Origin of the sequence: Streptomyces araujoniae (genome assembly GCF_050871195.1) — a bacterium.
Taxonomy (GTDB): domain Bacteria; phylum Actinomycetota; class Actinomycetes; order Streptomycetales; family Streptomycetaceae; genus Streptomyces; species Streptomyces bacillaris.
In genome coordinates this window covers 423,365-448,084 of record NZ_CP194070.1, presented here as the reverse complement: position 1 = coordinate 448,084, position 24,720 = coordinate 423,365, and the positions used below count along the sequence as shown (strand labels likewise).

Below are 24,720 nucleotides of genomic sequence, written 5' to 3'. Positions count from 1 at the left end.
GCCGTCAGTACCCGCGGCCCTGGTAGGGCCGGTTGTACGGATCCTCGTACGGCGACGGGGTCGGCGCGGGCCGCGGCGCGGCCGGTCGCATCGACTCGTACCCCGAGGCGGGTGCCGGGCGCTGCGGCTGGGGCTGCTGCGGATAGCCGCGCACGGCCGAGGGCTGCTGCGGGATGTACGGCGCCGGGGCGTTCTGCAGCCCGGCGGGATACATCGGGGCGCTCTGCGCGGGAGCTGGCTGGTACTGCGGCACCGGCTGCTGCTGCGGGTAGCCGTACGAACCGCCCATGGGCTGCGAGGGCGCCGCGGGAAGAGCCGGCAGCGCGGACGGCAGGGCCGGCAGATAGCTGCTGGACGTGTCGTACGCGGCAGGGACGCGGATCGGGGCGATCTGCGGGGTGCCCCGCTCCGCGACCAGGGAGTCGTAGATCGGAGTGTCGGGGAACGACGCGGAGTAGTAGCCGCCGCCGAAGGCGGAGCGAGGGGAGGTCATGGCACCTAAGTTAAGCCCACGACGAGCCGGTTGGGGAGCCCCAATCCTGTGCTCATCACATTTTCATCGCTTCTGTCGGCCGGAACTGCCGGAACACCGCTCATCCCGCCCTCACCAGGAGGCTTTTCTCTTCATGGTCGCCATTGTTGACGAGAAGTGGCGGGCGGGTTACGAACGGCGACCCCGGGCCGGCGCGCGACGTCATTTCCCCCGGTAATGCGGATGGGCCCGAGAAGCGACGACGGGCCGTGGCGACCCGGTGCGCGGGACCGTCGCCGGGCGGGCCGGGACACGGCGGGCGGCCCGGGACCGGACGGCTCCGGGCAGGGCGGCGGCCCGCAATCGGGCGCCGCTCCGGGCCACCCGTAAACGAGGGCCCGGACGTGACCCGCCCGCTATCCCGGCGACAAAGGTCCGATACGATTCCGGCAACGCGACTCCGTGTGTTCCCCCGGCCCGGGCGTCGGCAACCGCCGCGCACGTACGGCTTTGTGTCACCCCGTCATGAACGCCATACCGGCAAACCCGCACCGGACGCACACCCGTCGGGCGCTTCCCCTCGGGCATAGGCGACCATGATCGGATGGAATCCCGTTTCCTCGGCATAGGTGAACTGCGCTCCACTCCGTCCGTGGCCGTCGTGGTCGACGTCATGCGCGCCTTCACGGTGGCCGCCTGGGCCTTCGCCCGCGGGGCCGAGAAGATCGTTCTCGCCGGGTCGCCGGACGAGGCCCTGGCGCTCAAGGCCCGCAACCCGGAGTGGATCGCGCTCAAGGACGGGGCGCCCGCCCCCGGGTTCGACACCGTCAACTCCCCGGGCCTGCTGCGCTCCCTCGACCTCGGCGGGCGGACCGTGGTCCAGAAGACCACGGCGGGGACGGTCGGCGCCCTCGCGGTCAAGGACGCGCCGCTGGTGCTGTGCGCCGGGTTCGTGGTGGCCGAGGCGACGGCCCGGGTGCTGCGGGCCCGCGGAGGAGACAGCGTCACGTACGTGGTCACCGGCGAGGACGGCCGCGCCGACGAGGACCTGGCCTGTGCCCAGTACATCGCGCGCCGGGCCGCCGAGGACGGCCCCGGGACGGACCCGGCCGACTACCTCCGCCGCGCCCGCGACTCGCGCGCCGCCCACGAGCTGGCGGAGGGGGTCCGCCTGGGCGTCCACCCCGACGACATCGCCCTCTGCCTCGAACTCGACCGGTTCCCCTTCGCCATGGTGGCGACCCAGGAGGACGCGCTCACGGTCCTCCGCCCGCACCGCACCGACGGCTGACCGCCGCACCGACGGCTGACCGCCGGACCGTGCCGGTCCGCCGCACCCCGGAGGGATTAGGTTGTGGGGGAGAGGCCTGCGGGCAGCCGGACACCTGATGGGGGCGACCATGACCATGCAAAAGGGAACCAACGTTCCGGTGCCGGCGGGCACCGTGCGCGTCGAGCTGGGCTGGCGGTCCGCCGCGGGCACCCCGGACGTCGACGGCTCCGCACTCCTCCTGGTGTCGGGGAAGGTCCGCAACGACGCCGACTTCGTCTTCTACAACCAGCCCGCCCACTCCTCCGGCGCCGTCCGCCACGAGGGCAAGCGGACCGCGGGCGACGCGGTCACCGACACCCTCTTCGTCGACCTCGGCCGGGTCGAGCCGGCGATCGAGCGCATCGTCGTCGCCGGATCGGCGGACGGCGGCAGCTTCGGCCGGGTGAGCGGCCTGTACGTACGGGTCGTGGACGCGGCGAACGGCGCCGAGCTGGCCCGCTTCGACTCCACCGACGCCACGGTCGAGACCGCGTTCATCCTCGGCGAGCTGTACCGCCGCCAGGGAGCCTGGAAGTTCCGCGCGGTCGGCCAGGGTTACAGCACCGGGCTCGAAGGACTGGCCACGGACTTCGGCATCTCCGTGGACGAACCGCAGCAGGCCGCCCCCGCGGCACCGCCCGCCCCGGTCGCGCCGCCCGCCCCGGCCTGGCCCGCCGCCCCCGGCTCCGTACAGCCCCCGGCCCCGCCGGCACCCCCGGCGCCCACCCCGACGCTCCACACCGCGCCGACCCTCCACACCCCGCTGTCCACCCCGGCGGCACCACCCGCCCCTCCGGCCCCGCCCGCCCCGACGCCCGCGCAGCCCGTCCGGCTGTCCAAGATCACGCTGACGAAGGAGGCCCCGGCGGTCTCCCTCGCCAAGCAGGGCGGCACCTCCGGCGCGCTCCGCGTCAACCTCAACTGGGAGGTGCGCAAGCAGTTCAAGGGCTGGGGAGCCAAGCTCGGCCGGGCCGTCGCGATGCACGCCGACCTCGATCTCGACCTGTGCGCCCTGTACGAACTCACCGACGGACGCAAGGGAGTCGTGCAGGCCCTCGGCAACGCCTTCGGGTCGCTGCACCAGCCGCCGTTCATCCACCTCGACGGCGACGACCGCACCGGCGCGGTCTCCACCGGCGAGAACATGACGGTCAACCTCGACCACAAGAACCTGCTCCGCCGCGTCCTGATCTTCGTCACCATCTACGAGGGCGCCCGCAGCTTCGCCGACCTGCACGCCACGGTCACCCTCCAGCCGCAGAACGGCGCGGCGATCGACTTCTCCCTCGACGAGTGCACCGTCCCCTCCACGGTCTGCGCCCTCGCGCTGATCACCAACAACGGCGGCGACCTCACCGTGCAGCGCGAGGCCCGCTACCTCGTCCCGCAGCGCGGAGTCAGCCCGCAGCGCACGATCGACGCCGCCTACGGCTGGGGCATGAACTGGACGCCGGGCCGCAAGTGAGCCGTGCGCCCGGGGCGCCCCCGAGCCGCGCCTGACGTGCTTCCGGACGGTGCTCCGAGCATTGCTCGCCCGGCCGGCGACGCGACGGTAGGCGCCTCTGAGGTGTCACCGCCCGGCCGGTGACGCCGACAGGCACGAACACCCGTCGCGTCACCGCCCGGGCGCGGTCCCAGGCGCTCCGTCCGGCCCGGCCCCCGGCGCCACGTCCGGCCGAACGGTCCCGTCCCGGCCCGGCGCCACGTCCGTCCCGGCCCTTCCGTCCCGGCCGGGGGCCACATCTCCGTCCCGGCCGGGCGGAGCGTCCGGCTCCGGCCGCGCGTATGTCCGCCCCTTCCAGGCCGCCCCCCGCCCCCGGTAGTGCCGCACGGCCGAGTCCACCGTCATCAGCAGATACAGCACCGCCGTGAGCGGCAGCAGAGGGCCGAGCCATGGCGACTGCCGGTAGTAGGCGAGCATCGGCAGGTACGTCACCGTCATCACCGCCCACGCCAGGCCACCCGCCCAGGCCGCCACCGTGTCGCCCGTCGCCAGCCCGGCCGCCAGGGTCGCGGGCGGAGCCACGTACACGAGCAGCAGCCCCGGCACCGTCCCCGCCAGCAGCAGCGGGCTGTGGCGCAATTGGGCGTACGCGCTGCGCGCCACCATCCGCCACAGGTCCGCGAGCCGCGGATACGGCCGCACGCTGTCGACCCGGTCCGCCAGCCCCAGCCAGATCCGGCCGCCGCGGCGCCGGACCTCGCGGGCCAGGGACACGTCGTCGATCACCGCCTGCCGGATCGACTCCGGGATCCGCGCCCGCTCGGCGGCCTCCGTGCGCAGCAGCACACAGCCGCCCGCCGCGGCCGCCGTCCGCGACTCCGGCCGGTTCACCCGGCGGAACGGGTAGAGCTGCCCGAAGAAGTAGACGAACGCGGGCACCACCAGCCGCTCCCAGAAGCTCTCCACCCGCAGCCGCGCCATCTGCGACACCAGGTCGTACCCCGCAGGCCCTTCGGCCCCGGCCGCCGCCACCAGATCGCGCAGGCTGTCCGGCTCGTGCGCGATGTCCGCGTCCGTCAGCAGCAGGAAGTCCGGCTTGTGGCGCCGGGCCAGCGCGATCCCGTGCCGCAGCGCCCAGAGCTTGCCCGTCCACCCCGGCTCCGGCTCCCCGGGCTCCACGACGGTCAGCGGGAGCCCGCCGTACCGGGCGGCCAGCTCCCGGGCCAGCTGCCCCGTACCGTCGGCGGAACAGTCGTCGACCAGGATGATCCACGCCTCGCCCGGATAGTCCTGGACCAGCAGCGAGGGCAGGCTCACCGGCAGCATCTCCGCCTCGTCGCGGGCCGGGACCACCACCGCCACCGACGGCCAGCGGGCGGGATCGGCGCGGCGGGGCAGCCGCTGGTCGGTCCGCCAGTAGAAGCCCTGCCCCAGCAGCAGCCAGCCCCACGCGATCAGCGAACCCACGGCGATCCAGGCAACGGCGCTCATTCGCCGCAGTCTGCCCCACTGAGCCGGGTCCGCAAGGGCTGTCGGCTAGGGTGACCGGGTGAAGATCGCGCTCATGGACTCCGGAATCGGCCTGCTGGCGGCAGCGGCCGCCGTTCGCCGACTGCGGCCCGACGCCGAGCTGGTCGTCTCCTCCGACCCCGGCTCCATGCCCTGGGGCCCGCGCACCCCCGAGGACGTCACCGCCCGCGCCCTGGCCGTGGCCCGTGCCGCCGCCGACCACCGGCCGGACGCCCTGATCGTCGCGTGCAACACCGCCTCCGTCCACGCGCTGCCCGCGCTCCGGGCGGCGCTGGAGCCCGCGCTGCCGGTCATCGGCACGGTCCCGGCCATCAAGCCCGCGGCGGCGGGCGGCGGCCCCATGGCCATCTGGGCCACCCCGGCCACCACCGGCAGCCCCTACCAGCGCGGGCTGATCGCCGAGTTCGCCGGGTCCGTCGACGTCACCGAGGTGCCCTGCCCCGGACTGGCCGACGCCATCGAGCACGGCGACCAGGCCGGCATCGACCGCGCCGTCACCGCTGCCGCCGCCCTCACTCCGCCGGGCGTACAGGCCGTGGTCCTCGGCTGCACCCACTACGAGCTGGTCGCGGACCGCATCCGCGCCGCCGTCCAGCAGCCCGGCCGCCCGCCGCTCGTCCTGCACGGCTCCGCCGGGGCGGTGGCCGCCCAGGCGCTCCGCCGGATCGGCGCCGGGCCCGCCCCGACGGCCGCCCCTTCCGGCACCCTCACCGTCCTGCTCGGCGGCCGCCCCGGCACCCTGCCGGAGCCCGCCTTGGCCTACGCGGAAGGCCGGGCCCTCCAGACGGTCGCCCCCGCCCGCTGACCTGGGACTTTCCGCCGGTTCCGGCGGTGCGGAACCACCGCGCGGCGCTCGGCCAGCCCGGGCCGGGCGGCCTCGACGTGGGTACGCTGCGCCTATGACGGACCACCCCGAGAGCACGCGCCACGGCTCGACGCAGGCACCGTCCACCGTCTGGACCGGCCGTGCGACCAACCACCTGCAGTGGCTCCTGGCCCTCGCGGGCGCGGGCTGCATGGCCCTGGGCATCGAGCTGGCCGTCGTCTCGCCCTGGTCCTCCGGCCTCACCCCGCTGCTGATGTCCGTCATCGGCTGCCTCGCCGTCGGCCTGCTGATCCTCTTCGGGACGCTGGCCTTCGTCCACGTGGCCGTGAAGGTCGACGGCGACGCCCTGGAGGTCCGCTGCGGCCACGCCGGCCTGCCGCGCCGCAGGATCCTGCTCGACCATGTGGTCGGCGCGGAGTACGTCCCCCGGATCAACCCGCGCCAGTGGGGCGGCTGGGGCTACCGCTGGCGCCCCGAACAGGGCACCGCCGTCGTCGTGCGCAAGGGCGAGGGCATGGCCCTCCGCCTGGGGGACGGCCGCACCTTCACCGTCACGGTCGACGACGCGGAGACCGCCGTACGGTTCATCCGCGAACGCCTCCACCTGGCGGGGCGGGCGGAACGGGACCGGGGCTGAGGAGGCGCGCCCGCCGACCGGGACCGGGACGGATGGGCGTGCGGGCGGCCCCGCCCCGCGCGGCCTTCCTGCATGGCCCTCCTGCACGGCCTTCCCGCACGGCCTTCCCGCACGGCCCTCCTGCGCGGCCCTCCTGCGCGGCCCTCCCGCACCACCCTCCTGAGCCGCTCTCCACAGCCGCCCACCGTAGACTCCGCCAGGTGAGCGCCACTATGACCCCCGTCGACGACCCGCAGCCCGCGCCGACGCCCCAGCCCTCCGGATGGCCGCGGCGGCTCCTGCGCCCGTCCGCCGCAGCCCTCTCCGGGGTGCTGCTGTACGCGAGCTTCCCGCCCCGGCCGCTGTGGTGGCTGGTCCTGCCCGGCTTCGCCCTGCTCGGCTGGGTGCTGTACGGGCGCGGGCTGCGCGCCGCCTTCGGTCTCGGGCTGCTGGCCGGGCTCGGCTTCATGCTCCCGCTGCTGCGCTGGACCGGCGAGGACGTCGGCCCGGTGCCGTGGCTCGCCCTGGCCACCGCGGAGGCGCTCTTCATCGCGGTGGGCTGCCTCGGGATCGCCGCCGTGACCCGGCTCGCGTACTGGCCCGTCTGGGCCGCCGCCGTCTGGACCCTGGACGAGGCGGTCCGCGCCCGGATCCCGTTCGGCGGCTTCCCCTGGGGCAAGATCGCCTTCGGCCAGGCCGAGAGCGCGTTCCTGCCGCTCGCCGCGCTCGGCGGCACCCCGCTGCTCTCCTTCGCCGTCGTCCTGTGCGGCTTCGGCCTCTACGAGACGGTTCGCCGGCTCCGCACGTACCGCACCTCCGGGCACGCCCACCGTGCCGCGGCCGCCGGAGCCGTCGCCTGTGTGCTCGCCCCCGTCGTGGCCGCGGTCGCCGCGCTCCCGCTCGTCGACGACTCGGCCGAGGACGGCACCGCCACCGTCGCCGCGATCCAGGGGAACGTGCCGCGGCTCGGCCTGGACTTCAACGCCCAGCGCCGCGCGGTCCTGGACAACCACGCCCGGCGCACCACCCAGCTCGCGGAGGAGGTCAGGGCGGGGAAGGCGAAGCAGCCCGACTTCGTCCTGTGGCCGGAGAACTCCTCCGACCTCGACCCGTACCTCAACGCCGACGCCCACCAGGTCATCGACGACGCCGTCAAGGCGATCGGGGTCCCGACGGTGATCGGCTCGGTGGTCGAGAAGGGCTCGGACAGCCTGCGCAACACCTTGATCGAGTGGGACCCGGAGCAGGGCCCGGTGGACACGTACGACAAGCGGCACATCCAGCCGTTCGGTGAGTACATGCCGATGCGGACGGTCGCCCGGTTCTTCAGCGAGGACGTCGACCGGGTGCAGCGCGAGTTCGTGCCCGGCACCGAGGTGGGCGTCTTCGACCTCGCCGGTACGAAGGTGGGGCTGGTGACCTGCTACGAGGCCGCCTTCGACGACGCCGCCCGCGACACCGTCCTCAACGGCGGCCAGCTGATCGCCGTACCGAGCAACAACGCCACCTTCGGCCGCAGCGAGATGACCTACCAGCAGCTCGCCATGTCCCAGGTCCGCGCGGTCGAACACGGCCGGGCCGTCGTCGTCCCCGTCACCAGCGGGGTCAGCGCCGTCATCCGCCCGGACGGCACCATCGCCGACCGGAGCGGCATGTTCACCCCTGACGCCCTGGTCGCCGAGGTCCCCCTCCGCTCCTCCCTCACCCCGGCCACCCGGCTGGGCCCGCTGCCGGAGGGCCTGATCGCCCTGGTGGCGGTGGCGGGCCTGGGCTGGGTCGGCGTGTCGGCGGTACGGGCCCGGAGGGCGCGGGGGACCGAGGGGTAGCCCGGGGCGCGGAGGCCGAAGGACCGCCCCCGGACCGGCAGCCGGGCGGGACCGGGGAGCGCGCGGCAGCCCGGCACCGGCCGCGTAGGCTCGGGCCCATGGCGACTCCCGACTTCATCCGCACCATCCGCGCCACCGCCGGCCACCAGCTGCTCCTGCTGCCCGGGGTGACCGCCATCGTCTTCGACGACGAGGGCCGGGTCCTGCTGGGACGGCGGGCGGACACCGGCAAGTGGTCGGTGATCGGCGGCATCGCGGAGCCCGGCGAGGAGCCCGCGCTGACGGCCGAGCGCGAGGTCCTGGAGGAGACCGGGGTGCACTGCGTGGCCGAGCGCGTGGTCCTCACGCAGGCGCTCCAGCCCGTGCAGTACGCCAACGGCGACCGCTGCCAGTACCTCGACATCACCTTCCGCTGCCGGGCCACCGGCGGCGAGGCCCGCGTCAACGACGACGAGTCCCTGGACGTCGGCTGGTTCCCCCTGGACGGGCTGCCGCCGCTCGCGGAGTTCGCCCTCTTCCGGATCAAGCAGGCGCTGACGGACGGACCGGCCTGGTTCCAGCGGACGCCGGCGCCGGAGGCCTGACCCACGTCGGCCGCTGGTCCACGGGGCCGGGGCGGGGGCTCCTCCCCGGTTGACCCGTTCCTGGACCGCCCACCATGCCCCCGTACAAGCCTCGTTGCGGCCACGGGACGGGGGGCCACAACGCGCGGGGCCGCGGGCCCGATGCGGCCGGGGACACGGCCGTGTGCACCGCCACGACAGAGGTGACGGGTCCGCGTGTCACATCAGGAAGATCCTTTCCGTCCTGAGGCCGGTCGGACACCCTCAAGGTGCAGGGACCGATGACCACCCAGAAGGAGCCGGAAAGATGAGCGCCCGACTGAACATGCTCGGCAGCCCGACCGCGGGCACGATCCTCAAGAACCTCACCGCCGCGGGCCGGGCGGTGTCGGAGACCCGGCTGCCCGGTGCGACGCGGGAACTGGTGAAGATCCGTGCGAGCCAGATCAACGGCTGCGGGTTCTGCACGGACATGCACACCAAGGAGGCCGCGGCGGCGGGGGAGACGCAGCTCCGCCTCAACCTGGTCGCGGCCTGGCGGGAGGCCACGGTCTTCACCGACGCCGAGCGCGCGGCCCTGGAGCTGACGGAACAGGGCACCCGCATCGCGGACGCGGCCGGTGGCGTCCCGGACGATGTCTGGGCGCGGGCCGCCCAGCACTACGACGAGGAACAGCTCGTCGCCCTGGTCTCCCTGATCGCCCTCATCAACGCCTTCAACCGGCTGAACGTCATCGTCCAGCAGCCCGCGGGCGACTACCAGGTGGGCCAGTTCGGCTGACACCGGCCCCGCCAACCCATCTCGGGCCCTACTGCCAGGCCTCCGCCGCCTTCCGGCATCCCCGCCGGCGGGTTCTTGGCAGAGCCTCAGGCAGTCCTCAGTCAGTCCTTCGGCGGGCCTCCAGCGGGCCTCCAACGGGCCTCCGGTAGTCCCTCGACGGGCTTACGACTGGCCTCTGACGGGCCTCCGGCCCCTCCCCGGTCCGTCTCCGGCCGAACGGCGGGTGTGATCCGGCCCCCGCCGGGGAGGTGTGCGGCATGCACTCCTGGAACCTCGACGACATGCCCGACCTCTCCGGCAGGACCGCCGTCGTCACCGGCGCCAACAGCGGCATCGGGGCGGTCACCGCGCTCGCCCTCGCCCGCTCCGGGGCCCGCACCCTGCTCGCCTGCCGGGACCCGGAGCGGGGGCGGCGGGCCCTGGAGGCCGTCCGCCGGGCCGCGCCGCGTTCGGACACCCGGCTCGTCCGCCTGGACCTGGCGGATCTGGCCTCGGTGGCCGAGGCGGCCGACACCGTGGCGAAGGAGGTGGACGGCCGCCTCGACCTCCTGGTGAACAACGCCGGGGTGATGGCGCTGCCGCTCCTGCGGACGGCGGACGGCTTCGAGATGCAGTTCGGCACCAACCACCTCGGACACTTCGCCCTCACCCTCCGGCTGCTCCCGCTCCTCGGCGTGACGGGGCCCGCCCGGGTGGTGACCCTCTCCTCGCTCGGTCACCGCATCGGCCGCATCGACCTCGGCAATCTCGACGCCGCGCGCGGCTACAGCAAATGGGGCGCCTACGCCCAGTCCAAGCTCGCCAACCTGCTCTTCACCGCCGAACTCGACCGGCGCGCCCGTGCCTCGGGCCGCGACCTCCTCGCGCTCGCCGCCCACCCCGGCCTCGCCGCCACGGAGCTGGGGCAGGCCGGACCGCTGCTGTCCGGCCGGAAGTGGGCGGCGAAGCTGGAGCGGGCGTCGCGCCTGTACACCCAGCCCGCCTCCGCCGGAGCGCTGCCGACGCTGTACGCGGCGACGCTCCCGGACGCGCCCGGCGGCTCGTACTACGGCCCCCGGCACCTGGGCGAGACCCGGGGCGCACCGGGACCCGCCCGCAGGTCGGGACGGGCCCGGGACATGGCGATGGCCCGGGCGCTCTGGGAGGAGTCGGCACGGCTGACCGGCCTGGACGCGGACCTGGTCTGAACGGGAGCCGGTCCCGCGTGGGCCGGAGGCGCGATGTACGGTCAGCTCAAGGCTCTCACCGGCGGTCATGCGGTCAACGGCCTTGCACGGACAGTGAGTAGAGGAGAGACATGAGCGTCGACGACGTTGAGTTCCGCCGCAGGATCCGCTCCGATGTCCCGCACTCGGCGAGGGTGTGGAACGCCTGGCTGGGCGGCAAGGACAACTACCCCGTGGACCGGGAGCTGGCCGACGCCGTGAGCGCCGCCTACCCCCAGATGGTCGACATCGCGCGCGCCTCCCGGGCTTTCCAGGCCCGGGCGATCCGGCACCTCGCCTCCCTGGGAGTCCGTCAGTTCCTGGACGTCGGCACGGGGCTGCCGGTGGCGAACAGCACCCACGAGGTGGCCCAGGGCATCGTGCCCGAGGCGCGGATCGTCTACGTGGACAACGACCCCATCGTCCTCGCCCACGCCCACGCCCTGCTGACCAGCGCCCCGGAGGGCCGGACCGCCTACGTGGACGCCGATCTCTCCGAGACGGACACGGTGGTGGACGAGGCGGGGAAGACGCTCGACCTCTCCGAGCCGGTCGCCGTGCTGCTGCTCTCGACCCTGGGGCACCTCACCCCGGCCGACGGCATCAGGGTCGTCCAGCAGTACATGGCCCGGATGCCCTCGGGCAGCTACCTGGTGCTCTGCGACACGGTGAAGACCCCGCAGACACTGGCCGCCCAGGAGGCGTACGACTCCGGCGAGAACCCTCCGTACCTGGTCAGGGAACCGGAGGAGATCACGGACTGCGCGGCGGGTCTGGAGATCATCGAGCCGGGCTTCCTGTCGATCGCCCTGTGGCGCCCCGAGGAGGACGACCCGGTGCTGGTCGACCAGTGGGGGCTGGTGGCCCGCAAGCCGTAGCGGGGAGGCGGGTCTCGCCCGGGGGCGGAGGGTGCCGGAACCCTCCGCCCCCGGGCGTTTCCCGTGCGGGCGTACGTCGCGTTCTCCGCGGCCGGATCCGTTACGCGGCCTTGGTCCCGTACGCGGTGTTGTTCCCGCCCCGCCCAGCCCCTGCCCCGCCCAGCCCCTGCCCTGGGCCGCCCCTGCCCTGGTCCGTCCCGCCCCGGTTCGTGATGTAGCGCGGCCCTCGTCGCCGCCCCCTCGCTCAGCCGCTCTGCCGCCGCGCCGCCGTGTCCTCGCGCAGTTCGCCCGTGCGTCGGGTGAGGGAGTCGATCCGGTCTGCCAACTGCCTTTGCTCCGAAGGAAGATGCGGCCGGACCGCCGCGAGCGGGGCGACGAGGAGGGCGGCGTCGTCGGCGGCGAGAGCCCGGCGCAGCTGGTCCAGCGGGGCGCCGGCGGAGGAGGGCAGGCCGGTGAGAGCGGTGACGCGGCCGGCCAGCGAACGCAGGTCGGCGGCGTTCTCGCGGGCCCAGGTGGTGATGGTGCGGTCGGCCGCGCGCCGGTCCCGGGTGGCCTTGACCCGCTCCTCCCCGGTGGAGCCGAGGGAGCCGGGGCGCAGCCGCAGATAGCGGCGCTCGGCCGCCTGCCGGCTGGCGACGCCGAGCGGGTCGGCCAGCTCGGCCCAGCTGGCCCCCGCCGCCCGGGCGGCCTCGATCAGTCCGGTCTCCCACCCCGCGAGCCGCTCCCGCAGTTCGCGCAGCAGCTGCAGCGAGTCCAGTGCCTGGGCCCGGTCCGGATCGGCCGCCGGGCCCTCGGCCTGCTCCGCCGTGGTGGTCCGGGCGTCGCGGACCGCGCCGTCGATGATGCCCAGGGCCGCGGCTGCGGCGAGGAGGGAGACGGCGTCCGGATCGGGGTGGCGGGTGGCGTCGGGCTCCTCCGCTGCGGGCATGGTGACTCCTTCGACAGGTGCGGCTTCACGACAGGTTCGCTCTGGTGTCGTCCTTTCGGTGACATTTCATTTGTCATCGAATGGATGACATGCTACAACGGTCTCAGGTGAAAAGCGCGGGCTACCGCCCGACCGACTGGAGGTGTTTCCGCAATGCTCATGCGTACCGACCCCTTCCGTGAACTCGACCGGATCACCGAGCAGATCCTGCGCCCCGGCACCTGGTCGCGGCCGTCGGCGATGCCGATGGACGCGTACCGCGAGGGCGACGAGTACGTGGTGGCGTTCGATCTCCCCGGTGTCTCGCCGGACGCGATCGACGTGGACGTCGAGCGCAACATGCTGACCGTCCGGGCCGAGCGCCGACCGGCCGTCAACGCCGACAACGTTCAGATGGAGCTGTCCGAACGGCCGCTGGGCGTGTTCTCCCGGCAGATCGTCCTGGCGGACACCCTGGACACCGAGCGCATCGACGCCGACTACGACGCGGGTGTCCTGACCCTGCGCATCCCGATCGCCGAGCGCGCCAAGCCCCGCAAGATCTCCATCGGCGGGGGCTCCTCGCGCAAGCAGATCAAGGGCTGACCGTCCCCGTCCCCGCCCTCTGCGCCGCATCGTGCTGCACCTGCCGGCGGGGTACGACCTGCTCTGCGGCCGCCCGTAGCCCCGGGTGGCCGCAGAGTCGTCCCGGGAGCCTGTCCGGATCGCTACCGGACCTGGGCCTGGGCCGGACCCGGGCTTGGGCCCGGAGCCTGCCCCTGATCACTCCCGGATCACCCCCGGGGGGTGTACGGCGGCGCTTTCGGAGAAGAAGCCAGATGCAACGTGACACCGCGGAACCACGAGAAGGGCTGCTGCCGCCATGATTCCTGAGCCTCGGACCATCGCCGCCCCGAAGGCCATGACGTTCGACCGGCTGCTGGAGAAGATCAGATACGAGGGTGCCTACCCCACCCGGGAGCGGGCGGAGGAGGCTCTGAACGCCGTACTGGGCGGGCTCGGCGCGCAGATCACCGGTGAGGAGCGGGTCGCGTTCGCCGCCGCGCTTCCCAGGGAGGCCGCCCGGGTGTTCACCGGCGAGGCTCCCGGCATCGACCCGGCCCCGGCCGCCCGCTTCGTGGACGACCTGGCCGTGCGGACGGGCGGCACGGCGGCGACCGCCCGCTGGGACGCGGGCACGGTGCTGGCGGCCGTCGCCACGCTGATGGACCCGGCACTCGTGACCCGGGTCATCGAGTCCCTGCCGCCCGGCTACGCCCTGCTCTTCGGTCGCGCCCAACTCACCACGGCGGCCCGGACCCAGCTCAGCGCGGCAGCCTGATCGGTCCGAGCGGCCCAGGAGGTCCCCGCACGGTCCGAGCGGCCCAGGAGGTCCGGGGAGCCCGGACGGGGTGAGCCGTGGGGCCTGGGCGCTCATGTGGGCGGGCCGGCCCGAGAACACCGCCGGGGGCCCGGGACGACACCGTCCCGGGCCCCCGGCCCGTACCGTCAACGCGCCCCGGCCCGTACCGTCGGCGCGGTCGGCTCGTCCAGCCTGCGCCGGGCCTTCCGCGGCGGGGCCGGGCTCGGCCTCTCCGGGTGGCGGCCCCGGTCGCGCATCGGCCGCTCGCTCCGGCTGCCCGCCGCGGACGCCTGGTGACCACGGCCGCTGCCCGGGCCGGCGTCGGCTCCACCGACGGCCGCGTCCTGGCCTTCCGGCGCTGCGTCGGCGGGTCGCCGGGCGCCGGGTGGAGCGCCCGACGACCCGCACGGCCGCCCGAACCGCCGGTCTACCGGCGGATCGTCACCGGTTCGATCTCCGCGTTGTTGTGCCGGCGAGCCCAGTTCTCCAGGGCCACCCGGCAGGCGTGGTCGAGGTGGCGCAGCCCGGTCAGGTCCAGCTCTATGGGCTGGTCCTGCGGCAGCTTCTCCAACTGCTCCAGGATGCGGGGCAGGCGCAGGAAGGTCGCGTTGCCGGTGAGCGTCACCACGACCCGGCCGCCGGTCAGCTCACGTGTGGAGAGCTGTACGTGGGAGGTCTCCCAGGCCGACTTGACCACGGCGAGCAGCAGCCCCAGCACCACGCCCTCGAAGAGGTTGGTCACCACGATGGCCAGTGCGGTGACCGCCAGCAGCACGGCCTCGCCGCGGTGTTCGCGCCAGAGCGGGCCGAACTCCTTCCAGGGCACGAGCTTGCACCCGGCGTGCACCAGGATCCCGGCGAGCGAGGCGAGCGGGATGATGCCGATGGCGGCGGGCAGCAGTGCGGCGAAGAGCAGCAGCCACACGCCGTGGGCGACCCGGGAGAGCGCGGTGGTGGCCCCGGCCTGGACGTTGGCCGCGCTGCGGACGATGACGGCGGTCATGGGGAGCGCGCCGAGCGCCCCGCAGATGGTGTTGCCGACGCCCTGGGCGACCAGCTCCTTGTCGTAGTCCGTACGGGGACCGTCGTGCATCCGGTCGATGGCCGCCGCGCTGAACAGGCTCTCGGCCGAGGCGATCAGGGCGAAGGCGAGCACGGTGCCGATGACGGCCACACTGGCCAGATTGCCGAACTCGGCGGCGCCCGGCAGGTCGATGGCGTGCAGCAGCCCGTTCACATCGGCCACCATCGGCCGCAGCCCGGCCAGGGCGGCGACGGCGGTGGCGAGCCCGACCGCGGCGAGGGGGGCCGGGACCATCCGCACGCGGGCGGGGAGCCTGGGCCAGATCAGCAGGACGGCGACGGTCCCGGCCCCGAGGCCGAAGGCGGTCATCGCCTCGCCGTCGGTGATGATCTCGACGGCCAGTCCGGGGAGCCCGGCGAGCTTGGCGAGGGCGGTGTCCGGCTGTTCGGTGTCGGCCATCGCGTAGAGCTGGCCGAGCACGATGACCAGGCCGATGCCCGCGAGCATGCCCTGCACGACGGAGACGGAGATGGCGCGGAACCAGCGGCCGAAGCGCGCGAAGCCCATCACCACCTGGAGCAGGCCGGCGGCCAGGACGATCGGCCCGAGCGTGGCGAGGCCGAACTCGGTGACCGCCTCGTAGACGAGCACGGTGAGACCGGCGGCCGGGCCACTGACCTGGAGCCTGCTGCCGGGCAGCAGACCGACGACGATGCCGCCGACGATCCCGGTGACCAGGCCGAGTTCGGCCGGTACGCCGGAGGCGACGGCGACACCGACGCAGAGGGGAAGGGCGACCAGGAAGACGACGAGTGACGCCAGCAGGTCACGTCGTACGACGTGGGGGTTCTTGAGTTCCTTCACGGAGATCACGGGTGACGATTCCCTCGGGGGTCAGATCCGCGCCCGGCCGGAGCCGGGCGCGGACAGGGTGGGGGCGGGAAGCCGTCAGAGGCGGCCGCACGACGGGCCGCTCTCCGGCCGGTGAACGCGGATCGGGCCGGGACGCAGCGCGCCACGGACCGAAGGGAAAGGTCTCGGGGGCCGGGCGTACGTGGGGAGCCCGGCCTCCTTTGCGTTCGCGGTGTCGTGCTCGGTGAAAGTCCGGGCGGGTGCGACAAGGGACTTCATGGGGTGGCCTGCCTCCTGCACCCGGTGGTTCCGGGGAGCGGTGTGGTCGGGTCATGGGGACGAATGCGCTGATTAAATCCGGATGAATGTTCGGGGAGAGATGGGTGTTCCACCTCGCGCTTTTATCGAACATCCGGGCTGTGGAGCCGCGCGTACGGCATCCGAACGGGTACGACTACAGCTCAGCATATAGACGAGAACTTTGCTATCGCATTACCTTCTCGTGAAGGAACGCGAATGCGCCATTCTTGTCATTCATTCGGCTTGTTCTTTGTGATTGCGAAAACCTTTGGGGTAATGGCGCCCTATGCGACGGCAGGGGAACGGGATGCGTCCGGCGGGGACGTCAGGGGCGTCGGCCGTCCAGGAAGAGATGCGGCTCGGGCTCGCCCATCCGGTGGTCCGGGGTGAACAGCACGCTCTGCCGCTCCTCCACCGCGAACCCCGCCCCGGCCACCACCGAGACGAACTCCTCCTCACCGAAGCTCGACACCACCACCGGCTGCCCCATGAACACCACGCTCACCTCCGCCGCGTCCACCGGCACGGTCGCCACGGCCAGCCGGCCGCCCGGCCGCACCGCACGGGCCAGCCGGCCCAGCAGCTCCCGCTGTTCGCCGCGGGCCAGCTGGAGCAGCGAGAAGTAGACACAGACGGCGTCGAACTCCCCGTCCACCAGAGGCAGCTCACGGACGTCACCGCACCGGAACTCGGCCTCCGGCACCTGTCGGGCCGCCAGCGCCGTCATCACCGGCGAGACGTCCACCCCCACCACCCGGTGCCCGGCCGCCGCCAGCCGCCGCGCGGTCGGCACCCCCGTACCGCTTCCCACGTCCAGCACCCGGCTGCCCGGCGCGAGCCGCTCCAGCAGCCGGTCCAGGGCGGCGTGGTGGGCCGCCGAACCGGCGAACGCCCGCTCGTACTCGGCGCCCAGCGCGTCGAACACCGTCGCGGCGGGGAGTCCCGCGGGCCGTTCAGGCGTCCGGTCGCTCATGCCGGACGTCCGGTCGCTCAGGTCGGGCGTGTGGTCGCTCATGGGACGTGGTCCTTCCGGTGGTACGGGGCTCCGCGAAGCCTCCGGTCCGAGGCCCCGCGGCCGCCGCGCCCCCGCCGACCGGGGTCGCGTCCCCAGCGTCCCCGTGCGCGCGTCTGAGTATGCGGTGCGCCGCATACTGAGTACCCGGTCCGATGCTCCGGCCCCCGGCCGCTGTTCGAATGGGGTCATGGACTCCGCAGCGCGGCGCAACCCCCGCATCCAGCACGTCACCACCGCCGGTACCGCCCTGGCGGTCTCCCTGCTGCCCCTGGTGGTCGGTGTGCTGCTGGCCAAGTCCATGGCGGCGGACCCGATGACCTCGGTCAACGCCCTTGTCACCAACGGCAGCCACCGCCCCCGGGTCTCGCCCAAGCAGTGGCGCAGCTGCGGCGGGGACGCCCTGCGGCGCCTGCGCACCACGGGACGCCCCCGCCTCGTCCGCCGCTGAGACCGGTCCGCCGTCAGCCGACCGGCTGGGCCTCGTCCGCCGACGGCCGCTCGAACTGGGTGCGGTACAGCTCCTCGTACCGGCCGCCCGCCGCCAGCAGTTCGGTGTGGGTGCCGCGCTCGACGATCCGGCCCGCCTCGACGACCAGGATCTGATCGGCCGCCCGTACGGTGGAGAGCCGGTGGGCGATCACCACGGCGGTCCGCCCCTCCAGCGCCTCGGCCAGGGCCTCCTGGACGGCGGCCTCGGAGGTGGAGTCCAGGTGCGCGGTCGCCTCGTCCAGGATGACGACCCGCTGACGGGCCAGCAGCAGCCGGGCGATGGTCAGCCGCTGGCGCTCACCGCCGGAGAGCCGGTAGCCGCGCTCGCCCACCACCGTGTCCAGCCCGTCGGGCAGCGAGGCCACCAGCCCCTCCAGCCGGGCCCGGCGCAGGGCGTCCCAGATGTCGTCCTCGGACGCCTCCGGTCGCGCGAGCAGCAGATTGGCCCGTACGGACTCGTGGAAGAGGTGCCCGTCCTGGGTGACCATGCCCAGGGTGTCGCGCAGCGAGTCGGCGCTCAGGTCCCGTACGTCGATCCCGTTGAGCCGTACGGAACCGGCGTCCGCGTCGTACAGCCTCGGCAGCAGCTGGGCGATGGTCGACTTGCCCGCGCCCGACGAGCCGACGAGGGCGATCATCTGCCCCGGCCCGGCGCGGAACGACACGTCGTGCAGGACCGGCGTGCCGCCCCGGTTGTCCAGCGTCGCGACCTCCTCCAGGGAGGCGAGGGAGACCTTCTCCGCCGACGGGTAGCCGAAGGAGACCCGGTCGAACTCCACCGACACCTGACCCTCCGGCACCTCCCGGGCGTCCGGCTTCTGGGCGATCAGCGGCTTCAGGTCCAGCACCTCGAAGACCCGCTCGAAGCTGACCAGGGCGCTCATCACCTCGACCCGGGCCCCGGCCAGCGCGGTCAGCGGGGCGTACAGCCGGGTCAGCAGCAGGGCCAGGGCCACCACGGACCCCGGCTCCAGCGTGCCGCGCAGCGCGTAGAAGCCGCCGAGCCCGTAGACCAGGGCGAGCGCGAGGGCGGAGACCAGGGTGAGCGCGGTGATGAAGGCGGACTGGGCCATCGCGGAGCGGACCCCGATGTCCCGCACCCGGCGGGCCCGTTCGGCGAACTCGGCCGACTCCAGCGACGGGCGGCCGAAGAGTTTGACCAGGGTGGCGCCGGGGGCGGAGAACCGCTCGGTCATCTGCGTGCCCATCGAGGCGTTGTGGGCGGCCGCCTCCCGCTGGAGACCGGCCATCCGGGCCCCCATCCGGCGGGCGGGCACGACGAAGACCGGCAGCAGGACCAGCGACAGCAGGGTGATCTGCCAGGAGATCGTGAGCATCACGCCGAGCGTCAGCAGCAGGGTGACGAGGTTGGAGACGACCCCGGAGAGCGTGTTGCTGAACGCCCGCTGGGCGCCGATCACGTCGTTGTTGAGCCGGCTGACCAGGGCGCCGGTCCGCGTCCGGGTGAAGAAGGCGACCGGCATCCGCTGCACATGGTCGAACACGGCCGTTCGGAGGTCGAGGATCAGCCCCTCACCCAGGTTGGCCGAAAGCCACCGGGTGACCAGACCGAGGCCCGCCTCGGCCACCGCGATCAGCGCGATCAGCAGGGCGAGCCGGGTGACCGTGCCGGAATCCGCACCCCGCACGATGGCGTCGACGACCCGCCCGGCGAGCACCGGTGTGGCCACCGCCAGCAGCGCGGTCACGGTGCTGAGCAGCAGGAACCGGCGGATGCGTGTCCTGTGCGGCCGGGCGAAGGCCAGGATGCGGCGGAGCGTCGCCTTCGAGAAGGGGCGCCGGTCCTGCTCGGCGTTCATCGCGCTGTGCAGCGAGGTCCACGCGGTGACTTCCATGTCCATGGGGTGCTCCGACACTCTGCCGACCTGGATGGTGGCGACTGATCGGAACGCTAGGACCTCACGTTTGGTTGAGGTCAACAGGGCGCGCCGCCCTCCGCCGGGCGCCGCCCTCGGCCCGGTGCGAGCCTGAGGGGGGAACGCCCCGCCCGGGGTGGCCGGCCGACCGGCAGCCGGGACGAACGGACCAGAGGAGCGACGGCGTGCGCATCGATCTGACGGGCAGGAACGCGTTGGTGACCGGCTCCTCGCAGGGCATCGGCCTCGCCATCGCCACCGGGCTGGCCGAGTCGGGCGCCGAGGTCGTCCTCACCGGCCGCTCCCGGGACCGGCTGGACGCGGCGGCGGGCTCCCTGCGGGATCAGGTCCCCGGGGCGGCCGTCACGGCGGTGGCCTGCGACCTGACCACCGAGGAGGGGGCCGCCGAGCTGTACGCGGCCGTTCCGGCGGTGGACGTCCTCGTCAACAACCTCGGCATCTTCGGCTCCCGCCCGCCCCTGGAGATCACCGACGAGGAGTGGCGGACGTACTTCGACACCAACGTGCTCAGCGCGGTCCGGCTCATCCGCCACTACCTGCCGCCGATGACCCGCAAGGGCTGGGGCCGGGTGCTGAACATCGCCAGCGACTCCGCGCTCGTCATCCCCGCCGAGATGATCCACTACGGCATGTCCAAGACCGCGCTGCTGGCCGCCTCCCGGGGCTTCGCCAAGGAGGCCGCCGGGACCGGGGTGACGGTGAACTCCGTGATCGCGGGCCCCACCCACACCGGGGGCGTGGAGGACTTCGTCTACGAGCTGGTCGACAGGGACCTTCCGTGGGAGCGGGCCCAGCGGGAGTTCATGCGGCTGCACCGGCCGCAGTCCCTGCTCCAGCGGCTGATCGAACCCGAGGAGATCGCCAGCATGGTGGTCTACCTCAGCTCCGTCCAGGCCTCCGCGACGACCGGGGCGGCGGTGCGGGTCGACGGCGGATACGTCGACTCGATCGTGCCCTGAGCAAGGAGCCCGACGCGGGACGTGCCCGAAGCGTGCGCGGGGCGTGCCCGGCGCGCCGGGGGAGCGGTGCGGGCCGGTCGGGACGGTCATGCGGGGCTGGCATGATCGGGGGATGAACGAGAGCATCATCGCCGCGTGTGACGGCGCGTCCAAGGGAAACCCCGGTCCGGCCGCCTGGGCCTGGGTCGTCGCGGACGCGCAGGGCAGCCCGGAGCGCTGGGAGGCGGGCCCGCTGGGCACCGCGACCAACAACGTCGCCGAGCTGACCGCCCTGGCCGAGCTGCTGGAGTCCACGGACCCGGCGGCGCGTATCGAGGTGCGGATGGACTCGCAGTACGCGATGAACGCCGTGACCAAGTGGCTGCCGGGGTGGAAGCGCAACGGCTGGAAGACCTCGGCGGGCAAGCCGGTCGCCAACCGTGAGCTGGTCACCCGTATCGACGCCCTGCTCACCGACCGTACGGTGACGTTCCGCTACGTCCCCGCCCACCAGGTGGACGGCGACCCGCTCAACGCACTCGCCGACCAGGCCGCCAGTGAGGCGGCGGTGGCGCAGCGCCCGGCCGGTACCGCGCACGGGGCGACCGCCCTGCCCGTCCCCGCCCCGACGCGCTCCACGAAGGGGCGTACGGAGACGGGCGGCGGCGGCACGGGCGGTGCGAAGGCGAAGGGGGCGGGGGGCTCGTCCCGGTCCGGGCGGTCGTCGAGCGGCACGATCAAGGCGCGGTTCGCCGGCCGGTGCCACTGCGGCAAGCCGTACGCGGCCAAGGAGCCGATCGCGAAGAACCCCAACGGCTGGGGTCACCCGGAGTGCCGTACGGCCACCGTCTGATCAGGGACGGTCCGGACGCTGCGGGGAGTCGCGGGAGGCGGTCACGCGGCGGGTCTCAGAGGTCGGCCCAGACGAGCCGGCCGGCCAGCGCGGCGCGCGTGCCCCAGCGGGCCGCCAGGGCCTCCACGAGAAGAAGGCCTCTGCCGTCCTCGGCGAGGCAGTCGAGCGAATCATCGCCGTCCGGGCCGTCCGCCGCCGGGGCCGCCTCGACGGGCAGCCCCGCCGGATCGGCCGGGCACGCCGGCGCCGGGATCCGGGCCCGGCCGCGGTTCCACACGCAGATCCGCACCCCGTCCGCCGAGCGGAGGAGGCGACAGCGGATCCTGCGGGTACGGGTGTGCTGGACGGCGTTGGTGACCAGCTCGGTCACTATCAGCGCCGCCGCCTCGATGCGTTCCGCGGGTTCTCCCCACGCGCGCATCACCTCCTGCACCCGGTGCCTGGCCTCCGGAACGCCCCCCGGCAACCGGGGGACCCACCAGCTGTGTGCACCTCTGACACTCCCCTCGGCGGGGGCGCGTTCTGCGCAACTGACTATTTCCGACATGTATGCACTCTCGGCGCAAAACGCGTACTTTGCAAGCGACAGAGTGTTTAAGGCTCCGTACCGGGGCTCGACGAACGAGGTACGACCATGCGACCCCGCTCCGGCCCCACGGTGCAGCACCGCGTCCTGGCGGCCCGGCTGCGCATCCTGCGGGAACAGGCCGGGGTCTCCCTGCGGGCCGCCGCCGACGCCCTGGGCGCCCACCCCGCCACCGTACGGCGCATCGAGCGGGCCGAGACCGGGCTCGATGTCCGGCAGGTCACCGAACTGCTGCGCTGCTACGGCGCTCCGCCCCGGATCGCGGAACCGATCCTGGCCGGGCTCGGCGCCGCGAACCTGCCCGGCTGGTGGCACCGGTGGCGCGACACCATGGAGGGCTGGCAGCAGGACGTCATCGGGGTCGAGTCCTCGGCCAGCCTGGTCCGCACCTGGCACCCGGCCCTCGTGCCCGAACTGCTGCGGACGCCCGACTACGCCGCCGGGCTCGACCGGATGCGGTACCCGGACGACGGACCCGACCGGATCGAGCGCCGCGTGGAGCTGCTCCGGGAGCGGCAGCGCCGGCTGTGTGAACGCGGTACGGCCCTGTGGGCGCTGTTCCCGGCCGTCGCCCTGCTCACCCGGGTGGGCGGTCCGGAGACCATGGCCGGGCAGCGGCGGGCGCTGGCCGCGGCGATGGAGCAGCAGCACGTGACCGTCCAGGTGGTGCCGCTGGACCACCCGCCGCACGCCATGACCGGCATGCCGCCGCTGCACCTGCTGCGGGTCCCGGCCCCGGAGATCGGTGACCAGGCGGTCCTGGAGACGCCCGGGGTCCGCGTCGACCTCGTCCACGAGCCGGAGGCCGTGATGGCCCACCGCATCCGGCTCGACGCGGCGTGCGCCGCCGCCCCGCCGCCGGAGACCCCGCTGCCGGACCCCGCGGCCGGCTGACCTGCCTGGTGGGGCGGGGGAGAGGCCGTTTCCCGGTGTCCGTACGGACCACTCCGGATGCGGCGCGGGCCGGGGCCGTACAGCGTGGGGGAGTGGTGCGGCAGCGCAGGGCCCAGTGGATCCCGGTCGGGGTGATCGCGCTGTCCGTCGTGATCGATCTGGTGACCCCGACCGACGTGACCTCCGCGCCCCTGCTCGCGACGGCGCCCGTCGCCGCCGCGCCCCTGCTGAGCCCGCCCGGCATCGTCGCCATCGGGATCCTCTCGATGATCGTCCAGGTGATCCTCGCCCGGGTCGACCACACCTTCGGCTGGCACGGCGGCGTCGCCAACCAGCTCACCCTGGTGGCCGTGACCGTGCTCGCCGTCCTCATCAACCGCACTCTGACCGGCCAGAGCGCCCGGACCCGGCGCGCCCGCCAGGTCGCCGCCGTGGCCCAGGCCGCCGTCCTGCCCAGGCCGCCCTCACGGCTGGGCGACCTCGCCATCGCCGCCCGCTACGTCCCCGCCGAGGACGAGGCCATGATCGGCGGCGACCTCTACGTCGTCCAGGACACCCCGCACGGCGTCCGCGTGATGGTCGGGGACGTCCGGGGCAAGGGGCTGGGCGCCGTCAGCGCGGTCTGCGCGGACCTGGGGGCCTTCCGCTACGCCGCCGACGAGGCGGAGGACCTGCCGCGCCTGGTGGACGCGCTGGAGTGGGCCCTGCTGCGCGAGGGCGGGCGGCGCGGCGGCCAGGAGGAGGACGAGGGGTTCACCACCGCGCTGATCGCGGAGTTCGCCGCCGGGCTCGACACCGTACGGATCGTCAACCGCGGCCACCCGCCCCCGCTGCTGCTGGACGCCCAAGGCGGAGCCGTCGTGCTCGGCCCGTCCCACGAGGCGCCCCCGCTCGGCATGGGGGACCTGGGCACCTGGCGGGCCCCGGTCGACACGTTCGCCTTCCCGCCCGGCTCCACCCTCCTCTGCTACACGGACGGCGTCACCGAGGCCCGCGACGAGAACGGGGTCTTCTACGACGCGGCCGTACGCCTGCCCGACCTGCTGCGCCACCGCTCGCTCGTGGGCGACCCGCCGGCCCCCGCCCAGATCCTCCAGCTGCTGATCGACGACGTCGGCCGCCACACCGGCGGCCGTGTCCAGGACGACCAGGCCCTCCTGGCCCTGCACCGCCCCGCCGGGGCGACCGGCCCGGTTCTCCGGCCGCCGCGTGTTTGAGGCGCCGATCACCGGTCACCCGCACGGTACGGCCGTGGGCAGGTGCCTACGGCACGCATCCGACACCCGGGAGTGAGCAGCATGGAGAACTGGCGCACACACGCGGCCTGCCGCGACGAGGACCCGGACCTGTTCTTCCCCATCGGGACGTCCGGCCCCGCCGTCGTCCAGGCGGCGGAGGCCAAGGCGGTCTGCCGGACCTGCCCGGTGCAGGCCCAGTGCCTGGAATGGGCCCTGGAGACCGGCCAGGACACCGGCGTCTGGGGCGGTCTCGCCGAGGACGAACGACGCGCGCTGAAGCGTCGCAACCGCCGCCGTACGAAGAACTCCGCCGGCTGACCTCCGGCCACGGCTCCGTCCGCCACCGAGGTCCGCCCGACGGAGAATTTCGTCATCGGCGGCAGTGGGTAGACGATGAGCCATGGACACCACCGTTTGGCTCGTTGTCGCAGCCGTCGCCGCCCTGGCCATGCTGGCCCTGGCCGTCGTCCTGCTGGTGCGGGTCTTCAAGGCCCGGAAGCTCCTGGTCGACGCCGGGATCCCGCTGCGCAGCAAGGCCCTCGTCTGGGCGGCCGTCGTCTACACCGTCTCGCCGGTCGACCTGCTGCCCGATCCCGTCTACCTCGACGACATCGGCTTCCTGCTGCTGGCGCTGCGCTCCCTGCACTCCGCCGCCGCCTCGGCCGGACTCGGACGGGCCAAGGGCGCGGGCGCCCCGGTGGAGCTTCCGCGCCCGGAGAAGACCGGCAGGGTGGACCGGCGGCCGGACGCCGTGCTCTAGACGGAGTGTTCCGAGGCCGACAGGGGGCTCGCTTCCGCTCCCCCTGCCCGAACGGGGGCTGCGGCAGCCCCGCTTCGCCCCGCGCACGGCCGGACCGGCCCCGGGCTCCGGGGAGCCGGGCTCCGGGGAGGCACGGCCCCGCTCCGTTCT

The 24,720-nt window shown here is 73.9% G+C and carries 25 protein-coding genes; 18 read left to right on the top strand and 7 right to left on the bottom strand.

Annotation, left to right across the window (positions count from 1 at the left end):
* Window positions 1-4: 4 nt before the first annotated feature.
* Window positions 5-493, bottom strand: coding sequence for a DUF6643 family protein (locus ACQ9ZG_RS01790; RefSeq protein ID WP_028417313.1), 489 nt, complete (start codon window positions 491-493; stop codon window positions 5-7).
* 583 nt (window positions 494-1,076) lie between these two features.
* Here ACQ9ZG_RS01790 and ACQ9ZG_RS01785 point away from each other — a divergent pair.
* Together ACQ9ZG_RS01785 and ACQ9ZG_RS01780 are read left to right on the top strand one after the other, a co-directional pair.
* Entirely contained in the window at window positions 1,077-1,763 is a 687-nt protein-coding gene (locus tag ACQ9ZG_RS01785; protein WP_499279717.1) for a 2-phosphosulfolactate phosphatase, read from the top strand.
* A 115-nt stretch (window positions 1,764-1,878) separates the two neighbouring features.
* A complete protein-coding gene (locus ACQ9ZG_RS01780; RefSeq protein WP_462933972.1) occupies window positions 1,879-3,249 on the top strand; it encodes a TerD family protein in 1,371 nt (456 codons plus the stop codon).
* A 150-nt stretch (window positions 3,250-3,399) separates the two neighbouring features.
* Here ACQ9ZG_RS01780 and ACQ9ZG_RS01775 read toward each other — a convergent pair whose 3' ends face one another.
* The gene (locus ACQ9ZG_RS01775) at window positions 3,400-4,719 is read right to left on the bottom strand and encodes a glycosyltransferase (protein WP_499279716.1); all 1,320 of its coding nucleotides are present in this window, start codon (window positions 4,717-4,719) and stop codon (window positions 3,400-3,402) included.
* Window positions 4,720-4,777: 58 nt separating this feature from the next.
* Between ACQ9ZG_RS01775 and ACQ9ZG_RS01770 the strand changes: the two genes are divergently transcribed.
* The 7 genes from ACQ9ZG_RS01770 (at window position 4,778) to ACQ9ZG_RS01740 (ending at window position 11,453) form a co-directional block, all read left to right on the top strand.
* Complete coding sequence (locus ACQ9ZG_RS01770) at window positions 4,778-5,563, top strand: glutamate racemase (RefSeq protein WP_499279715.1); 786 nt, start codon at window positions 4,778-4,780, stop codon at window positions 5,561-5,563.
* A gap of 94 nt (window positions 5,564-5,657) precedes the next feature.
* On the top strand, window positions 5,658-6,221 hold the full coding sequence (locus ACQ9ZG_RS01765) for a hypothetical protein (RefSeq protein ID WP_018491396.1): 564 nt from the start codon (window positions 5,658-5,660) through the stop codon (window positions 6,219-6,221).
* 212 nt (window positions 6,222-6,433) lie between these two features.
* Window positions 6,434-8,026 carry an apolipoprotein N-acyltransferase gene (gene lnt, locus ACQ9ZG_RS01760; RefSeq protein WP_109917272.1) on the top strand — a complete coding sequence of 531 codons (1,593 nt, stop codon included), beginning with the start codon at window positions 6,434-6,436 and terminating at the stop codon, window positions 8,024-8,026.
* Between the two features lie 98 nt (window positions 8,027-8,124).
* The gene (locus ACQ9ZG_RS01755; protein ID WP_028417308.1) at window positions 8,125-8,610 is read left to right on the top strand and encodes an NUDIX hydrolase; all 486 of its coding nucleotides are present in this window, start codon (window positions 8,125-8,127) and stop codon (window positions 8,608-8,610) included.
* Window positions 8,611-8,896: 286 nt separating this feature from the next.
* Complete coding sequence (locus ACQ9ZG_RS01750; protein ID WP_018491393.1) at window positions 8,897-9,370, top strand: carboxymuconolactone decarboxylase family protein; 474 nt, start codon at window positions 8,897-8,899, stop codon at window positions 9,368-9,370.
* A gap of 257 nt (window positions 9,371-9,627) precedes the next feature.
* On the top strand, window positions 9,628-10,557 hold the full coding sequence (locus ACQ9ZG_RS01745; protein ID WP_499279714.1) for an oxidoreductase: 930 nt from the start codon (window positions 9,628-9,630) through the stop codon (window positions 10,555-10,557).
* Window positions 10,558-10,667: 110 nt separating this feature from the next.
* On the top strand, window positions 10,668-11,453 hold the full coding sequence (locus ACQ9ZG_RS01740) for an SAM-dependent methyltransferase (RefSeq protein WP_109914077.1): 786 nt from the start codon (window positions 10,668-10,670) through the stop codon (window positions 11,451-11,453).
* A 244-nt stretch (window positions 11,454-11,697) separates the two neighbouring features.
* On the opposite strand, the gene ACQ9ZG_RS01735 is transcribed toward ACQ9ZG_RS01740, so the two are convergent.
* A complete protein-coding gene (locus ACQ9ZG_RS01735; protein WP_499279713.1) occupies window positions 11,698-12,381 on the bottom strand; it encodes an HSP18 transcriptional regulator in 684 nt (227 codons plus the stop codon).
* 153 nt (window positions 12,382-12,534) lie between these two features.
* On the opposite strand from ACQ9ZG_RS01735, the gene ACQ9ZG_RS01730 reads away from it, so the two are divergent.
* Together ACQ9ZG_RS01730 and ACQ9ZG_RS01725 are read left to right on the top strand one after the other, a co-directional pair.
* Window positions 12,535-12,966: an Hsp20/alpha crystallin family protein gene (locus tag ACQ9ZG_RS01730; protein ID WP_028417304.1), complete on the top strand. Its 432-nt coding sequence runs from the start codon at window positions 12,535-12,537 to the stop codon at window positions 12,964-12,966.
* A 277-nt stretch (window positions 12,967-13,243) separates the two neighbouring features.
* Window positions 13,244-13,702, top strand: a complete 459-nt coding sequence (locus tag ACQ9ZG_RS01725) for a DUF2267 domain-containing protein (RefSeq protein ID WP_084996603.1) — start codon at window positions 13,244-13,246, stop codon at window positions 13,700-13,702.
* Window positions 13,703-14,150: 448 nt separating this feature from the next.
* Here the strand turns inward: ACQ9ZG_RS01725 and ACQ9ZG_RS01720 are convergent, their stop codons facing one another.
* Together ACQ9ZG_RS01720 and ACQ9ZG_RS01715 are read right to left on the bottom strand one after the other, a co-directional pair.
* Window positions 14,151-15,620 (bottom strand): SulP family inorganic anion transporter, encoded by a 1,470-nt coding sequence (locus ACQ9ZG_RS01720; RefSeq protein ID WP_109917423.1) that lies wholly within the window; start codon window positions 15,618-15,620, stop codon window positions 14,151-14,153.
* Window positions 15,621-16,224: 604 nt separating this feature from the next.
* Window positions 16,225-16,872, bottom strand: coding sequence for a class I SAM-dependent methyltransferase (locus tag ACQ9ZG_RS01715; RefSeq protein WP_499281564.1), 648 nt, complete (start codon window positions 16,870-16,872; stop codon window positions 16,225-16,227).
* Window positions 16,873-17,101: 229 nt separating this feature from the next.
* Between ACQ9ZG_RS01715 and ACQ9ZG_RS01710 the strand changes: the two genes are divergently transcribed.
* Complete coding sequence (locus ACQ9ZG_RS01710) at window positions 17,102-17,362, top strand: hypothetical protein (RefSeq protein ID WP_028417300.1); 261 nt, start codon at window positions 17,102-17,104, stop codon at window positions 17,360-17,362.
* A 13-nt stretch (window positions 17,363-17,375) separates the two neighbouring features.
* Here ACQ9ZG_RS01710 and ACQ9ZG_RS01705 read toward each other — a convergent pair whose 3' ends face one another.
* A complete protein-coding gene (locus ACQ9ZG_RS01705) occupies window positions 17,376-19,265 on the bottom strand; it encodes an ABC transporter ATP-binding protein (protein WP_109916729.1) in 1,890 nt (629 codons plus the stop codon).
* Window positions 19,266-19,465: 200 nt separating this feature from the next.
* Here ACQ9ZG_RS01705 and ACQ9ZG_RS01700 point away from each other — a divergent pair, with 200 nt between their 5' ends.
* Together ACQ9ZG_RS01700 and ACQ9ZG_RS01695 are read left to right on the top strand one after the other, a co-directional pair.
* Window positions 19,466-20,260, top strand: coding sequence for an SDR family NAD(P)-dependent oxidoreductase (locus tag ACQ9ZG_RS01700; protein ID WP_109916730.1), 795 nt, complete (start codon window positions 19,466-19,468; stop codon window positions 20,258-20,260).
* A gap of 112 nt (window positions 20,261-20,372) precedes the next feature.
* Window positions 20,373-21,092, top strand: coding sequence for a ribonuclease H family protein (locus tag ACQ9ZG_RS01695; protein ID WP_499279712.1), 720 nt, complete (start codon window positions 20,373-20,375; stop codon window positions 21,090-21,092).
* Window positions 21,093-21,147: 55 nt separating this feature from the next.
* On the opposite strand, the gene ACQ9ZG_RS01690 is transcribed toward ACQ9ZG_RS01695, so the two are convergent.
* Window positions 21,148-21,558, bottom strand: a complete 411-nt coding sequence (locus ACQ9ZG_RS01690; RefSeq protein WP_078507791.1) for an ATP-binding protein — start codon at window positions 21,556-21,558, stop codon at window positions 21,148-21,150.
* Between the two features lie 168 nt (window positions 21,559-21,726).
* Here ACQ9ZG_RS01690 and ACQ9ZG_RS01685 point away from each other — a divergent pair, with 168 nt between their 5' ends.
* The 4 genes from ACQ9ZG_RS01685 (at window position 21,727) to ACQ9ZG_RS01670 (ending at window position 24,570) form a co-directional block, all read left to right on the top strand.
* Window positions 21,727-22,572 carry a helix-turn-helix domain-containing protein gene (locus ACQ9ZG_RS01685; protein WP_028417296.1) on the top strand — a complete coding sequence of 282 codons (846 nt, stop codon included), beginning with the start codon at window positions 21,727-21,729 and terminating at the stop codon, window positions 22,570-22,572.
* Window positions 22,573-22,664: 92 nt separating this feature from the next.
* The gene (locus ACQ9ZG_RS01680) at window positions 22,665-23,789 is read left to right on the top strand and encodes a PP2C family protein-serine/threonine phosphatase (RefSeq protein ID WP_499279711.1); all 1,125 of its coding nucleotides are present in this window, start codon (window positions 22,665-22,667) and stop codon (window positions 23,787-23,789) included.
* An 81-nt stretch (window positions 23,790-23,870) separates the two neighbouring features.
* The gene (locus ACQ9ZG_RS01675; protein WP_018491378.1) at window positions 23,871-24,128 is read left to right on the top strand and encodes a WhiB family transcriptional regulator; all 258 of its coding nucleotides are present in this window, start codon (window positions 23,871-23,873) and stop codon (window positions 24,126-24,128) included.
* A gap of 82 nt (window positions 24,129-24,210) precedes the next feature.
* On the top strand, window positions 24,211-24,570 hold the full coding sequence (locus ACQ9ZG_RS01670) for a YkvA family protein (protein ID WP_028417294.1): 360 nt from the start codon (window positions 24,211-24,213) through the stop codon (window positions 24,568-24,570).
* The last annotated feature ends 150 nt before the right edge of the window (window positions 24,571-24,720 follow it).